The 15,002-nt window shown below is 74.3% G+C and carries 9 protein-coding genes and 1 pseudogene; 3 read left to right on the top strand and 7 right to left on the bottom strand.

Features of this window, described 5'->3' with window-relative positions:
• Window positions 1-242: 242 nt before the first annotated feature.
• Window positions 243-3,215, bottom strand: coding sequence for a glycoside hydrolase family 2 TIM barrel-domain containing protein (locus J5O08_RS00045; protein WP_218704819.1), 2,973 nt, complete (start codon window positions 3,213-3,215; stop codon window positions 243-245).
• Window positions 3,216-3,393: 178 nt separating this feature from the next.
• On the opposite strand from J5O08_RS00045, the gene J5O08_RS00040 reads away from it, so the two are divergent.
• Both J5O08_RS00040 and J5O08_RS00035 read left to right on the top strand, forming a co-directional pair.
• A complete protein-coding gene (locus J5O08_RS00040; protein WP_218704818.1) occupies window positions 3,394-4,911 on the top strand; it encodes an alpha-N-arabinofuranosidase in 1,518 nt (505 codons plus the stop codon).
• A 195-nt stretch (window positions 4,912-5,106) separates the two neighbouring features.
• Window positions 5,107-5,481, top strand: coding sequence for a hypothetical protein (locus J5O08_RS00035; protein WP_218704817.1), 375 nt, complete (start codon window positions 5,107-5,109; stop codon window positions 5,479-5,481).
• Between the two features lie 35 nt (window positions 5,482-5,516).
• Here the strand turns inward: J5O08_RS00035 and J5O08_RS00030 are convergent, their stop codons facing one another.
• Window positions 5,517-5,669 carry a hypothetical protein gene (locus J5O08_RS00030; protein ID WP_218704816.1) on the bottom strand — a complete coding sequence of 51 codons (153 nt, stop codon included), beginning with the start codon at window positions 5,667-5,669 and terminating at the stop codon, window positions 5,517-5,519.
• A gap of 252 nt (window positions 5,670-5,921) precedes the next feature.
• Between J5O08_RS00030 and J5O08_RS00025 the strand changes: the two genes are divergently transcribed.
• Window positions 5,922-8,054, top strand: a complete 2,133-nt coding sequence (locus tag J5O08_RS00025; protein WP_308281198.1) for a serine hydrolase domain-containing protein — start codon at window positions 5,922-5,924, stop codon at window positions 8,052-8,054.
• Between the two features lie 108 nt (window positions 8,055-8,162).
• Here the strand turns inward: J5O08_RS00025 and J5O08_RS00020 are convergent, their stop codons facing one another.
• The 5 genes and pseudogenes from J5O08_RS00020 to J5O08_RS00005 form a co-directional block, all read right to left on the bottom strand.
• On the bottom strand, window positions 8,163-9,626 hold the full coding sequence (locus J5O08_RS00020) for a glycoside hydrolase family 1 protein (RefSeq protein ID WP_218704814.1): 1,464 nt from the start codon (window positions 9,624-9,626) through the stop codon (window positions 8,163-8,165).
• Window positions 9,623-11,305 (bottom strand): glucose PTS transporter subunit IIA, encoded by a 1,683-nt coding sequence (locus tag J5O08_RS21810; protein WP_374225902.1) that lies wholly within the window; start codon window positions 11,303-11,305, stop codon window positions 9,623-9,625. The genes J5O08_RS00020 and J5O08_RS21810 overlap by 4 nt, the downstream gene beginning before the upstream one ends.
• Before the next feature lie 72 nt (window positions 11,306-11,377).
• Window positions 11,378-11,566: pseudogene (locus tag J5O08_RS21805) on the bottom strand (PTS transporter subunit EIIB); the annotation flags it as partial.
• 58 nt (window positions 11,567-11,624) lie between these two features.
• Window positions 11,625-12,449, bottom strand: a complete 825-nt coding sequence (locus J5O08_RS21425; RefSeq protein WP_218704812.1) for a PRD domain-containing protein — start codon at window positions 12,447-12,449, stop codon at window positions 11,625-11,627.
• Window positions 12,450-12,680: 231 nt separating this feature from the next.
• Window positions 12,681-14,846, bottom strand: coding sequence for a DEAD/DEAH box helicase (locus tag J5O08_RS00005; protein ID WP_218704811.1), 2,166 nt, complete (start codon window positions 14,844-14,846; stop codon window positions 12,681-12,683).
• Between the last annotated feature and the right edge of the window lie 156 nt (window positions 14,847-15,002).

Genomic DNA, 15,002 nt, shown 5'->3' with positions numbered 1-15,002 from the left:
ACGGCCGTCGCCCACCCGGTCATGTCGTGTGCCGGCCATCGCTGAGCGGTGGCCTCCTCGAATCAACCATTGGCACCCATGACGCCGGGTGAACTCGCTCCGGTACCGCCCGACCGGCGCACGTGAGTTCCCTCGACCGGACGACCCCACAACGCCGAGCGGGCAGTCGATGTCGCCTCCCGGGGTGCGGAAGGGACGTCGACTGCCCACTCGGCGCGCGGGGCGCGGGCGGGCGCGGGGCGTCAGCCCGCGGTCAGACGGAAGGTCAGCTCGGCCGGGGCCGGGCGAAGGACCGCGTTCGGCAGGACGCCCGGGCCGCACGCGGCCGAACCCAGGCCGTGCTGGGCCGCGTCCAGGTGCACGTAGAGCTTCCCGTCCGGGGTGAGCTCGTGCGGGTGCGCCGCCACGTCCAGCGCGCGGTCGGACCACGGCCGCAGCGACAGCTCGACCCCCGCGCGCGGGACCCCGCCGTAGACGGTCGGGCCCGCGTCGAGCGTCAGCGACGAGCCGTCCGCGAACGCCAGCGCCGCGTGCGTGACGCCCCGGCGCGCGCCGTTCTCCTGCGGGTGCGTGTACCGGGTCTGCAGGTCGCGCACTGTGTGCGACCACGCGCCCGCGACCGCCGCCTTCGCGGAGTCGGCGTACGACTCGTCCGGGCCCAGCCCGAGCCACGACACCGCCACGTCCTCCGCGGCCGCCTCGTCCAGCGTCAGCAGCAGGCCCAGCCGCGCGATCGATCCGTCCCACCGGCCGTCGGGCACGATCCGCACCCGCAGGTCGACCGAGCCGGCAGCCCCCGACGACCACACGTACGTCGTCCGGAACCCGTTCCGGGTCCGCGGGCCGGCCGTGCGCGCCTCGACCACGAGCGCCCCGTCGGCGTCGAGCGCCGCGGAGATCTTGCGCTCGGCGAGCAGGTGCAGGCCGTGCTCCTTCCAGACCGCCTCGTCCGACGGCCCGACCCACATGCCCGACCGGCGGTCGTTGTCCGTCGGAGCGCGCCAGGCGTCGACCCGCAGCTCCGCGACCCGGCGGCCGTGCAGGGCGACCAGGTTGCCCGCCTCGTCGAACCGCGCGGGCCCGACGACGTACGAGCCGTCCGCCTCCTGCCGCGCGCCGCCCGGGGCCACGTCCGCGAGCGGCGCCGCCGGGACGACGGCCACCTGCCCGGCCGCGACGGTCCACGGCCCGCCCTCGAACCAGGACGCGTCGAGGTCGTCGGCCGCGTGCTGGACCGCGCGCAGGGTCCAGGAGGTCGGCGTGTGGTCGGCCGTGGGCAGCGGCAGGTCCGCCGGCGGCCGCACCTCGCGCGACTCCCCCGGGGCCAGCGCGCCCAGGTCCAGCACCCCCGTCGCCAGGACGTCGGCGCCGTGCGCCAACGTCCACTCGAAGGCCAGGTGCGCCGTGTCCCGGAACGCGTACCGGTTCCGCACCACCAGCGCGTCGACGCCGTCGACGGCGTCGATCCGCACCGGCGCGAACACCGCCGCGACCTCGCGCAGCGACGGCGACGGCGTCCGGTCCGGCAGCACCAGCCCGTCCGCGACGAACGTGCCGTCGTGGAACAGCTCCCCGAAGTCGCCGCCGTACGCCGCGAACTCGTGGCCCTCGGCGTCGCGCCGGGACAGACCGTGGTCGATCCACTCCCAGATGAACCCGCCCATGAGCCGCGGGTAGCGGTCGAACAGGTCGTCGTAGTCCGACAGCCCGCCCGGGCCGTTGCCCATGGCGTGCGCGTACTCGCACTGCACGAACGGCATCAGCCGGCGGCGCGCGTCGGCCTCGGGCCGGGCCAGCTGCGGGTCGACGCCGCGGCCGATGAGCTCGGTGTGCTCGCTCGTCGCGTACATCCGGGAGTAGACGTCGACCTCGTCGGACGACCAGTCGCCCTCGTAGTGGATCGGCCGGGTCGGGTCGAGCGCTTGGACCGCGCGGGCCATGGCGCCGACGTTGCAGCCGCCGCCCGCCTCGTTGCCGAGCGACCACAGGATGATGCTCGGGTGGTGCGCGTCGCGGCGGACCATGCGGGTCACGCGGTCGACCAGCACGTCCTCCCACGCCGGGTCGTCCACCGGGTTGCCCGGCCAGCGGCCGTCCTCCTGCTCGAACCCGTGCGTCTCGAGGTCGTTCTCGTCGATGACGTACAGGCCGTGCCGGTCGCACAGGTCGAGGAAGTGCGGGTGCGGCGGGTAGTGGCTGGTCCGCACGGCGTTGACGTGGTGCCGCTTCATCAGCAGCACGTCGGCCTCCATGAGCTCCGCGCCGACGGACCGGCCGCGCAGCGGGTCGAACTCGTGCCGGTTGACGCCGCGCAGCTTCACGGGCGAGCCGTTGACCAGGAAGACGCCGCCCTCGATCGCGATGGTGCGGAAGCCGGCGTGCAGGACGACCCGCTCCCCCGGCGCCTGGACGACGACCTCGTACAGGTGCGGGCGCTCGGCGCTCCACGGCTCGACGGCGGCGGTCGCGGTCTCCCCCGGCGCCAGGTCGAGCCCCAGCGCCGGGACGGTGACCCGCGTCCCGGGGGCGGCGTCCTCGACGTCGACGCGCAGCGTGCCGGTGCCGGTCGCGTGGTCGTAGTCCGCCGTGATCCCCACGTGGCCGAGCCCGGCGGTCGGACGGTGCTCCAGCGTCACGCTGCGGAAGATGCCCGACAGCCACCACTGGTCCTGGTCCTCGACGTACGAGTACGCCGACCACTGGGTGACCCGCACGGCGAGCAGGTTCTGCCCGGGCTGCAGCGCGTCGGTGAGGTCGATCTCGGTCGGCAGGCGCGAGCCGTGCGACGTCGCGACGACCGTGCCGTTCACGGCGACCTCGAACCACGAGTCGACGCCCTCGAACCGCAGGTAGGTGCGGCCGTCGACCGGCCAGTCCTCCGGGAGCTCGATCGTGCGGCGGTACTCGCCCGTCGGGTTCTCGTCCGGCACGAACGGCGGGTCGATCGGGAACGGGAACAGCTTGTTGCTGTACGCGGGCGTGCCGTACGGCCAGGCGTCCGGCGCCTGCGCGAGCTGCCAGTGGCCCGGCACCGCGATCGTGTCCCAGTCGTCGCCCGGGTCCTTGGGGTCGGCGCCGGTGCGGGCGGTCGGGTGCAGCCAGAACCGCCAGGGGCCGTCCAGGCTCACGCTGCGGGCGTCGGACGCGCCGGCCGGCGGCCGGAACCGCGCGGGGACGACGCCGGTGGGCGGTCGGACGGTGACGTGGTCGGTCACGGGCACTCCTCGTCGGGTGGGGTCGCTGCGGTGCGATCCGCCTCCGCAGTGTGCCAGCGGTCGGCGTCGTCGCGCTGTCTCGGCACCTAGGGTGGCCGGGCTAGTTCAACGATGGACTATAGTCGCCGGTGCCGCCGTAGTTCAACGCTGAACGCATCTCGACGAAGGGTTTCTCCCCATGCACTCCGCCACCGTCGTCATCGACCCCGCCTTCACGGTCGCCCCGGTCCGCCGCGGCACCTTCGGCACGTTCGTCGAGCACCTGGGCCGGTGCGTCTACACGGGCATCTTCGAGCCCGGCCACCCCACCGCGGACGCCGACGGGTTCCGCGGCGACGTGCTGGCGCTCGCCCGCGAGATGGGCGTCTCGACCGTGCGCTACCCCGGCGGCAACTTCGTGTCGGGCTACAACTGGGAGGACGGCGTCGGCCCGGTCGAGGACCGCCCGGAGCGGCTCGACCTCGCGTGGCACTCGACCGAGACCAACGCGTTCGGCCTGCACGAGTTCATGAAGTGGACCGCGGCCGCCGGCGTCGAGCCGATGATGGCCGTCAACCTCGGCACCCGCGGGCTGCCCGAGGCGATCGAGCTGCTGGAGTACGCGAACCAGCGCCGCGGCACCGCCCGCGCCGAGCGGCGCCGCGCCAACGGTGCCGACGAGCCGTTCGGCATCTCGTTCTGGTGCCTCGGCAACGAGATGGACGGCCCGTGGCAGCTCGGCCACAAGACCGCCCGCGAGTACGGCCGGCTCGCCGCCGAGACCGCGCGCGGCATGCGGCAGATGTTCCCCGACCTGACCCTGGTCGCCTGCGGGTCGTCGTCCTCCGGCATGCCGACGTTCGGCACCTGGGAGCGCGAGGTGCTCGAGGAGTGCTACGACCAGGTCGACCTGATCTCGGCGCACGCGTACTACCGCGAGCAGGACGGCGACCTCGGCTCGTTCCTGGCGTCGGCGCAGGACATGGACCACTTCGTGGCGACCGTCGCCGCGACGGCGGACGCGGTGGGGGCGGCGCGCAAGACCGCCAAGCGGATCAACATCTCGTTCGACGAGTGGAACGTCTGGTACCACGAGGACGAGTCGAAGCTCCCGAAGGGCGAGGACTGGCCGGTCGCCCCGCGGCTCGAGGAGGACGTCTACACCGTCGCCGACGCGGTGGTCGTCGGGAACCTGCTCATCTCGCTGCTGCGGAACTCGGACCGGGTGCACTCGGCGAGCCAGGCGCAGCTCGTCAACGCGCTCGCGCCGATCATGACCGAGCCCGGCGGCCCGGCGTGGCGGCAGACGACGTTCCACCCGTTCGCGCTGACGTCGCGGTACGCGCGCGGCGAGGTGCTGCGGGTGGCGGTGGACGCGCCGACGTACGCCAACGCGCGGTTCGGCGAGTCGGCGCTGGTGGACGCGGTGGCGACGTACGACGCGTCGACCGGGGACGTCGCGGTGTTCGCGGTGAACCGGGCCGTCGACGGGCCGACCACGCTCCGGGTGGACCTGCGGGGCATCGGGGCGGTCGAGGTCGTGGAGGCGCTGACCTACGCGCACGACGACGTGCACTGGCGTGCGACGCAGGAGGACGCGGAGACGGTGCTGCCGCGGGCGAACGCGAGCGCCGCGCTCGGGGAGGACGGCGTCCTGACGGTCGAGCTGCCGGCGGTGTCGTGGTCGGTCCTGCGCCTGCGCGGCGCGGGCGCCTGACGGCCCGACGCCTGCGGCGCACCGGCACGCACCGGCGCCGGCGCCGGCCTCCGCCGGCCTCCGCCGGCCGCGCGCCGCCCCTGACGCCGAGTGCCTATCGGACACGTCGAGTGCCTATCCAGTGGATAGGCACTCGACGTGTCTCATGCGCACTCGGCGCCGCCCGCGGCAACCGGCCACCGCTAGCCTGGCGCGATGCTGCCCGCGGACTGGATCGAGCACCGGCGCGCCGACGACCGCGAGCTGCTGGGCTGGATCCGCCCGGCGGGCGAGGAGTTCGTCGCGGTCGACCGGCTCGGGCGCGAGGTCACCGGCGCCGTCGACTGGCTCGCCGCCGAGGAGGCCCTCGACGAGCGCGGGCTGCGGTGGCTCGCGGAGCGGTGGTCGCTGACCCTCGACGACGGGACCGAGCAGCGCGTGCGGTTCGCGGAGGTCAGCCCGGAGCAGGTGGTGGTCGTCGCGGAGCAGTGGGGCGCCGTGCTGCCGGGCGCGCCGACCTGGACGCTGCCGTTCCCGGCGCCGGGCACGCTGCGCCCGTTCGAGGGCGACGCGCACGTGTACGACGCCTGACCCACAGGCCCCGCGCCGGCCCCGCGGCCGGCCCGTCAGGCGCGGCCGGTCGCGCCGCCCCGCTTCGTGACCCGGCCCAGCAGCTCCTTGGCCTTGCGCTGGTTCTCGGGCTTCGACATCTCCCGGATCGCGACCTGCGCCGCCTTGGCCACGACCGCGCTCTTCAGCAGCTTGCCGACGTATCCCATGTCGTGCCTCCGATCGTTCGAGGGAGCGGCGACCGTAACCCGCCCCGCGGCCGAGCGCCCGGCGAGTGACCGGGGCCCCCGCGACCGCCGGACCCTCGTTCCTCCGGCGCAGCGTTGCGTCCAAAGGCGCAACCTGCGGACCCCGCCCCACGCCCGATGTGCCGCGCCGGCCCGCTCACGAGGCTGGAGGTGCAGGCCAGGGGTGCCGCAGCCGGGGTCTCCCGGACACCGCCCGGCCGCGAGGAGGCCGCCGTGCGCACCATCGACCGCGCGACCACACCCGGCGACGAGACCGCCGCACCGTCCGACCGTCGGCGCCCGGCCCGCCGCCGCACCGCCGCCGCCGCTCTCGCCGGTGCCGCCCTGCTCGCGGGGCTCACCGCGTGCGCCCCGGCCGCCCCGGCGCCGACTCCGGCGCCTGCGCCCGGGGCACCGGTCGCCGGCACAGCGCCCGAGGCCCCGGCCGACCCCGCCGATCCCGCGGACCCCGCTGCCGACCCCGGCGCCCCGCCCGAGAGCCCCGCGACCCCCGCGCTCACCCGCGCCGACGTCGACGCCTGGCTCGACGGCTTCCTGCCCGCCGCCCTGGAGCGCACCGACATCCCCGGCGCGGCCGTCGCGGTCGTGCACGACGGCGAGGTCGTCACGACCCGCGGCTACGGCTGGGCCGACACCGGCACGGAGTCCGGCGAGGCCGTCCCCGTCGACCCCGACCGCACGCTGTTCCGGCCGGGCTCGGTGTCGAAGCTCGTCACCGCGACCGCGGTGCTGCAGCTGGTGGAGTCCGGCGACGTGGACCTGGACACCGACGTCGGCGCGTACCTCGACATCGACGTGCCGCGGTCGTTCGACGACCCGATCACGCTGCGCCACCTGCTCACGCACACCGCCGGGTTCGAGGAGCGGATCCGCGGGCTGATCGGCGCCGAGGGGACGCCGGTCGACCTGCGCGCCGCGCTCGCCACCGACCCGCCGGAGCAGGTGTATCGGCCCGGGACCGTGCCCGCGTACTCGAACTACGGCAACGCGCTGGCCGGGTACGTCGTCGAGCGGGTGAGCGGCGAGCCGTTCGAGCGGTACGTCGAAAAGCACGTCCTGGCACCCGCCGGGATGACGACGGCGACGTTCGACCAGCCGGTGCCCGAGGACCTGCGCGACCGGCTCGCGCTGGGGTACGGCACGGCCTCCGGGCCGTCGACGGGCGTCGAGGTCGTCGGGGTGCCGCCCGCCGGCGCGCTGTCCGCCTCGGCCGCGGACATGGCCCGGTTCATGCTCGCCCTGCTCGGCGAGCCCGCGACCGGCGAGCGGGTGCTGGACGCCGACACGCTCGCCCTCATGCAGGAGCCCGCGCTCGACGAGGACGATCTGGGGACGCTCGCCGGCGGCGCCCGGATGGGCCTCGGGTTCTTCCAGGAGGACCGCAACGGGCACCGGATCGTCGGCCACGGCGGCGACACCAACGCCTTCCATTCGCACCTGCAGCTGTACCCGGACGAGCACACCGGCGTCTTCGTCACGGTGAACGGCTCGGGCGCCGGTGCGCTGGACAGCCTGGAGCTGCGCGAGCAGCTGATGCAGGGCTTCGCCGACCGCTACTTCCCGTCGACCGACGCCGCCGCCGCCGCGAACGGCCGCACCGCCGTCGACGCCGACACCGCCCGCGAGCACGCCGCGGCCCTCGCCGGCGCGTACACCGACTCCCGGGCGATGCGCAGCACGTTCCTGCACGCCACCGAGCTGCTCGCGGTCACCCAGGTCACCCCCCAGGACGACGGCCGCGTGCTGGTCGCGCCCGGCCCGCTGACGGACCGCCCGGTCCTCTACGAGGAGGTCGAGCCGTGGGTGTGGCAGGAGGTCGGCGGCCCGCGGACCATCGCCGCGCGCGCCGAGGACGGCCGGGTCACGGCGATCAGCTACGACTCCGCGTTCACGCTGCTGCCCGCGGGCGCGGCGACCGGCGTCGCGCTGCCGGCGCTGGCCCTCGCGACCGCGGTGCTGCTGGTGGGCGCACTCGCCGGGCCGGTGGCCGCGCTGGTCCGCCGCGTCCGGCGCCGCGCGCCCCGCGACCGGGCCGGGCGTCCCGCCCGGGTGCTGACCCGCCTCGCCGCGGCGAGCGCCGTGCTCGCGGTCGCCGGCTGGGCCGTCGCGATCACGACGATCATGGGCCTGGTCGACCTGCCCGAGGGCGGCCTGCGCGTGCTGCAGGTGCTGCAGGGTGTGGGGATCCTCGGGCTGGTGCCGGCGACGGTCCGCGTGGTGGGTGACGTGCGGCGGCGCGCCGGCGGGTGGCGGGTGGCCGGCGGGGTGCTGGTGCTGCTCGCACTGGGCGCCGTGGCGTGGTTCGCGGTGACGTACCGGCTGGTCGCGCCGAGCCTGTCGTACTGAGCGCCCGGGGCCCGCGACGCACGACGCCCTACGGTTTCCGGCGGAGCCACCCGCGAAAGGCGGTGGGCTCGCCGGAAACCGTAGGGCTCGCGGTCCGGGAGGGCAGCGTCAGTCGCGCAGCGACGCCCCGTTCGTCCGGATGACCTCCTGGTACCAGTCGAACGACGCCTTCGGCGTGCGCGCCAGCGTCCCGCGGCCCTCGTCGTCCTGGTCCACGTGGATCAGGCCGTACCGCTTGGACATCTGCGACGTCGACGCCGCGATGATGTCGAGCCCGCCCCAGGCGGTGTAGCCGAGGACCTCGACGCCGTCCTCGATCGCCTCGCCGATCTGCTCGATGTGCGTGCGCAGGTAGTGGATCCGGTACGGGTCCTCGACCCGCCCGTCCGGCCCGACCTCGTCCTTCGCGCCCAGGCCGTTCTCGACGACGAAGAGCGGCACCTGATAGCGGTCCCACATGTCGCGCAGCGCGATCCGCAGGCCGACCGGGTCGTGGTGCACGCCCCAGTCGGTGACCTCCAGGTGCGGGTTGCGGATGCTGGAGAAGATGTTGCCGCCGGTGATCCCGTACTGGGACGGGTCGGCCGCCGACACCAGCGACATGTAGTAGCTGAACGACAGGAAGTCGACCGTGCCCGCGGCCAGCTCCTCCGCGTCGCCCTCCTCCACCGCCACCGTGATGCCCTTGCGGGCCAGCAGCCGCGGCACGAACGTCGGGTACGCGCCGCGCACCTGGACGTCGGTGTGCAGCAGGTTGAGGTCGTTCGCCTCCAGGGCCTCCAGCACGTCGTCGGGGGCGCTGGTCGCCGGGTAGTGCAGCATCCGGGCGAGCATGCAGCCGACCTGCGCCGTCGGGTCGATGCCCTTGATGATGCGCACGGCGCGGGCGCTGGCCACGAACTGGTGGTGCAGCGCCTGCCAGGCCTTGGCCTCGGTGTGCTCGCCCTCGCGGGTGACGACGCCGCCGCCGGTGTACGGCTCCAGCAGCGTCGTGTTGATCTCGTTGAACGTGAGCCAGTAGGTCACCAGCGGGTGCAGCTCGCGCACGACGGTCTCGACGTACCGGGTGTACATCTCGATGACGCCGCGCTCGGACCAGCCGCCGCGCCCGTCGGCCACGAGCGCCAGCGGCATCTCGTAGTGCGACAGCGTGACGACCGGCTCGATGCCGTTGTCCCGCAGCCGGGTCAGCATGTCCCGGTAGTAGTCGATCCCGGCCTGGTTCGGCTCCGCGTCGTCGCCGTGCGGGAAGATCCGGGTCCACGCGATCGAGAGGCGCAGGGCCTTGATCCCGAGCTCGGCGAACAGCGCGATGTCCTCGCGGTACCGGTGGTAGAAGTCGACGCCGTACCGCTTCGGGTAGCCCTGGCCGCCCTCGACGGTCCGGGCGACGGCGATCTCCTCGTCCGAGGCCCGCATGAGCGCCTCGAGCGCGGTGTAGTTGCGCGCCTCCGGGGAGCGGAACGGCACGACGTCGGCGGTGGACAGGCCCTTGCCGTCGGCGTCGAAGCCGCCCTCGACCTGGTTGGCGGCGAACGCGGTGCCCCAGAGGAATCCGTCGGGGAAGGTCATCGGGTGGTCTCCAGTGCGTGCTCGAGGGTCTCGACGGCGAGCAGGCCGGCGCCGGCGCGGACGGTGCCCGCGGCGATCGGCTCGACGCCCGCGTACGCGGTCGCGTTGGTGACGACGACGACGGTGGTCGTGTCGTGGGTGGCCGCCACGGCGGGCAGGTCGACGGTGAGCAGGCGGTCGCCGACGGACACGCGGTCGCCGTCGGCGACGTGGGCGGTGAAGCCGCGCCCGCCGAGGTTCACCGTGTCGACGCCGACGTGCACCAGCACCTCGACGCCCTCGTCGGACTTGAGCCCCACGACGTGCTTCGTCGGGAACACCGTGACCACGGTGCCGGACACGGGGGCGACGACCTCGCCGTCGGTCGGCAGGACGCCGACGCCCTTGCCCATCGCGCCGCTGGCGAACGCGCCGTCGCCGACCTCGGTCAGCGGGACGACGGTGCCGGCGACCGGGGAGGCGACGACCGGGCCGCCGTCGAGGGCCACGGCCGCGCCGGTCGCGGCGGCGGGGACCGGGTCGGCCACGCCGGTCGAGCCGGCGGCGGCCGCACCGCGGGTCAGCGGCGACTCGTCGAAGCCGATGACCAGCACGGCCACGAGGGCGCCGACGAACGACACCGCGATGGCCGCGACGGACCAGCCGAACGCCGGGCCGGCGAGCCCGGGCAGGCCCGGCAGGCCGGAGTTGCCGACGAGGGCGTACGCCTTCGCGCCGAACCCGAGCGCGATCGCGCCACCCGCGGCGCCGCCGATCATGCTGGCGAGGAACACCCGGCGCATCGGGAGCAGCAGGCCGAACAGGCCGGGCTCGGAGACGCCCATGAGGGCGGTGAAGCCGGTCGACAGCGACGTGGCGCGCACCTGGCGCGAGCGGGCGCGGATCGCGACGCCGAACAGCGCGCCGGCGACGGAGAAGATCTGCACGTAGGTCAGCGGCAGGAACGGGTCGTTGCCGAGCGTCGCGAGGTTGCCGAGGATGAACGGCACCAGGGCCGCGTGCATGCCGGTCATGATGATGAGCGACATGACGGCGCCGAGCAGGATGCCGGAGAACACGCCGCCGTGGGTGAGCAGCCAGTTCAGGCCGCCGGAGATCTGGTCGCCGATGATGGCGCCGAGCGGGCCGAGGGCCACGAGGGTGACCGGGCCGACGACGAGCATGCTGACCAGCGGGACCACGCTCAGGTGCAGGGCCGCGGGCAGCACCTTCTTGAGCCCGCGCTCCACCCAGGACAGCGCCCACACCGCGAGCAGCGCCGGGATCACCGTGTACGAGTAGGTGGTCGCGGTCACCGGCAGGCCGATGAACGTGACGGGGTCGCCCGCAGCGAGCAGCGCGGCCAGGTTCGGGTACACCAGCGCCCCGGAGAGCGCGGCGGCCACGAACACGTTCGTCTGGAAGACGCGCGCCGCCGAGATCGCGATCATGACCGGCAGGAAGAAGAAGAACGCGTCGCCGAGCGCGAAGAGCAGCTGGTAGGTCTGCGTCTCGGTCGACATCCAGCCGAGCCACACGGCGAGCGCCAGGAGGCCCTTGATGAGGCCCGCGCCGGCGATGGCCGGCAGCAGCGGCGGGAAGGTCTTCGACAGGAAGCCGAAGAACCGGTCGCGGATGGTGCCGCCCGACGCGGCGGGGGCGCCCGCGGCGTCCGCGTCGTCCGCGTTCGGGTCGTTCACCTTCGCCACGAGGCCCGGGTGGGTCTCCTTGACCGCGGCGAACACCTTCGGCACGTCGTTGCCGATGATGACCTGGAACTGCTGCCCGCTGTCGTTGATCGCCTGCACGGCGCCGACGGCGCGGACCGCGGCCTCGTCGACGCGCGCGCGGTCGACGAGCTGGAACCGCAGGCGGGTGACGCAGTGGTAGAGCGAGGTGATGTTGTCCTCGCCGCCGACCGCCGCGACGATCGCGGCAGCGTCCTTCTCGTATGTCACGGTGCTCTCCTGAGCTGTCCCCGCGGGTCGCCGGAGGGGCGCCGCGGGGTGGGAGGGGGTGTCAGAGCAGGTTCGACAGGTGCAGACCGAGGTAGGTCCGCTCCTGCAGCGTCATGACGTGTCCGTGGCGCTCCTCGACGACCGCCGCCACCTCGTCGACGACCGCGAAGGCCCGGGGCTGCTGCTCCACGAGGAACGCGTGCAGCCGGGGGTCTCCGCCGTCCTCGACCTCGCCGTCGACGACCCGCTGCGCGAGGAAGCGCAGGTGGGTCGCGAACCGGAGGTAGGCGTGGCGCTCGTCGTCGTCCGCGATGGCCAGCTCCTCGCGCACGACGCCGAGGACGTCGCGCATGAACTCCATGAGCCGGGCGGTCTTCTCCGACGAGCCGCCGACCGTCGCGTTCACGAAGTGCAGCGCGATGTTGACGGCCTCGTCGTCGGTGAAGGTCACCCCGAGGTGCTTGTTGAGGATCATCACGGCCGACCGCGCGAAGAGGTACTCCTCGCGGTGGATCGTGCGGACCTCGACGGCCAGCGGGTTCGCGAGGGAGATCCCCTCCCGCACCCGCTGCACGGCGTAGACGAGGTGGTCCGCCAGGGACGCGAAGATGCCGTCCCCGAACTCACGGCCCAGCGACCGGCGGGCGACCGTGACGATGTCGGCCGTGACCTGGAGGATCTCCGGCGGCACCGTGCCCACGATCGAGGCGAGGTGGTTGCCCACGGCGTCGTCGCGGATCCGGAAGACCGACTCCACGCGCTTCTCGTCGATCGTGTCGCCGGGCTTGCCCTGGAAGCCGATGGCCTTCCCGACCACGATCACGTCCCGCCCGGCGGCGTCGACCGCGGACACGACGTTGTTGTTGAGGATGCGCCGCACCTTCACGCTGTACACCTTCGTTGCAGACCTGCTCTACCGGGGCCCTCTTTGGCCTCGGCGGTGGTGTTGCCTGCAAGAGCAGTGACAAGCCAGGCGGGACGCTAACACCGGGATCTGTGCGAGAACAACAGGCCTGGTCAGGATCACCCGGTCCCCGTGCAGAAGAGTGGAGCGTTCTGCCGGACACACCCCGGGCGTGTCGGGCAGAACGCTCCACTCGAGGAGGCGGCGGGGCGGTCAGGCCGCCGTCGCGCCGCCCTCCGCCGCCAGCGCGTCGGTCAGCAGCCCGACCAGCGCCTCCAGCTGCACGTCGGCGGCCGCGCCGTCCTCCACGTCGGCCCCGTCCAGCGCCCGGGCCGCGAGGCCGGACTTGCTGTCGATGAGCTCGGCGATCCGCGAGTCGACGGTCTGCGCGGCGATGACCCGCCACGCGGTGACCGGCTCGGACTGCCCGATGCGGTGGATGCGGTCGATCGCCTGGGTCTGCTCGGCGTCGGTCCAGGACAGCTCGGCGAGCACGAGGTTCGACGCCACCTGCAGGTTCAGCCCCACGCCCGCGGCGGTGAGCGAGCAGACGACGATCTGGACCTCGGGGTCCTCGACGAACGCCTTGACGTTCTTGTCGCGCTGCCGGGTGGTCTGGTCGCCGCGGATCGACGCGTACCTGATGCCGCGCTCCGCGAACGCCTGCTCGGCGTGGTCCATCACGTCGACGTGCTTCGCGAAGAACACCACCTTGCCGACGTTCCGGGCCAGCTGGGCGGCGTAGTCGGCGGCGGGCGCGGCCTTGGCCTGCCCGATCCGGCGGACCATCGCGAACACGTTGTCGCCCTTGGTCTTGCCGCTGGAGTCCTTGAGCTCCGCGGCGGCGACCCGGCGGGCGATCTCGTGGTCGGTCCCCAGGACCAGGCCGGACTCCCGCGCCTCGACCGCGCTGCGGAACCGCTGCATCAGCCGCTCGACCAGGGCGGCCTCGGCCTCGCGGATCGACCGGCCCGCGGCGCCGTCGAGCTCGACCAGCAGGTCGGCGACCCGGCGGGCCGGGATGTCGGCGACGACGTCGGCCTTGCGGCGGCGCACGATGCCCATGTCGACCACGCACTGCCGCGCGGCGGCGGAGAACCCGCGGTCGGCAGGCGTGAGGCCGATGTCGTCCAGCGCGGTCATCAGGCGGCCGAGCGGCTTCTCGTCGTCGATCCAGCCGAGGTACTGCCAGATCGCGCGGAAGTCCTCGATGTCGTTGATCAGCGGGGTGCCGGTCAGCGCCATGAGCAGCGGGCGGGCCGCGCGCTCGCGGATCTTCTCGGCGATCGACAGCACGTGCTGCGAGCGCTGCGAGCGCTTGTTCTTGATGAAGTGCGCCTCGTCGACGACCATCCCGCGGAAGCCGTGCTCCCCCAGCCAGCCGACGTGCCGGTCGAGGATCTCGTAGTTCACGATCACGACGTCGGCGAACCCGTCGACCCGCTCGCCGTCGCCGTGCACGACCGTGGCGCGGCGCTCAGGGGTCCACAGACCGACCTCGTGCGCCCAGTTCGTCTTCACGACGTTGGGGACGACGACCAGCAGCGGGTACGCGCCGGCGGTCCGGGCGGCGAGCAGGGCCTGCGCGGTCTTGCCGAGGCCGGGCTCGTCGGCGAGCAGGAACGTGCGGTGGCCCTCGGCGGCCGCGGTGACGACCTGCGCCTGGTGCGGCATGAGCTCGCGGCCGGGCGGCGTCGGCACGTGCGCCGGCTCGGGCAGCGGCATGCACGCGGGCACGCCGTCGCCGGACTGCTCGAACGACCGGAACAGCGGCTCCAGCAGCTCCCACCCGGCCAGCCGGCGGGGCTTCGCGGCGACGCGCTCGGCGGCGGCCTCGAAGTCGGGGGCCAGGAACGGGTTCGCGAGCCGGCGGGAGATCACCGACTGCGGGACGACCTGGCGGTCGGCGCCCGGCGCGGGGGCGACCGGGGCGGGCGCCTCCTCGGGCTCCGGCTCGGCCGGGACGTCCATGCCGGCCGCGCGCTGGACGGTCGCCTTGTACGCGCGGGCCGCGTCGGACACCTTGGCGTCGTCGGCGAGCAGCGCCAGCAGCGAGGTGTCCCGTGCGGCGATCCGCGCGAGCTGGGTCGCGACGCCGTCGAGCCGCTTCATCAGCTCGGTGCGCTTGGCCTGCGACAGCTCGCCGTCGGCCATCGCCCGCGCGCGCTCCTCGCGGACCAGCAGCGCCACGACCTGGAACTTCGTCCGGACGGCCGGCCGCACCGGCGGGCGCTGCACGGCGCCCTCGATCTCGCGCACCACCCCGGCGAGGACGGGGATCAGCCCCTGCTCGCTCGGGCGGGCGGTGCGGCGGCGCTGCCCGCCGGGGGCGGTGCTGCTGCCCCCGCGGGCGGGTCGGCGCTGGCCGGTTCGTGCCACTTCGTCTCCTTCGTGCCTGCGTGCCGCGGCGAGGGCACGCGGGCGTGGTGCCGTCGCCGCGCGGGTCCGGCGCGGACGCCGGGTGCGCGCGACGCGTCGCCGCGTGCGCCGCCCGCGGGCCCGGGGCTCGCGCCGGGGGCGGCGGGCGCCGGTGCT

The organism is Cellulomonas sp. PS-H5 (assembly GCF_019265565.1).
Classification (GTDB): Bacteria; Actinomycetota; Actinomycetes; order Actinomycetales; family Cellulomonadaceae; genus Cellulomonas.
Note: the sequence above shows the minus strand (reverse complement) of the source record. Positions and strands in the feature narration are given on the sequence as shown.

Bases quoted from the DNA above. Each gene is read 5' to 3' on its own strand.
- J5O08_RS00020 (WP_218704814.1), bottom strand. From the start codon at position 9,626: ATGACCTTCCCCGACGGATTCCTCTGGGGCACCGCGTTCGCCGCCAAC.
- J5O08_RS00040 (WP_218704818.1), top strand. From the start codon at position 3,394: ATGCACTCCGCCACCGTCGTCATCGACCCCGCCTTCACGGTCGCCCCG.
- J5O08_RS00035 (WP_218704817.1), top strand. From the start codon at position 5,107: ATGCTGCCCGCGGACTGGATCGAGCACCGGCGCGCCGACGACCGCGAG.
- J5O08_RS00030 (WP_218704816.1), bottom strand. From the start codon at position 5,669: ATGGGATACGTCGGCAAGCTGCTGAAGAGCGCGGTCGTGGCCAAGGCG.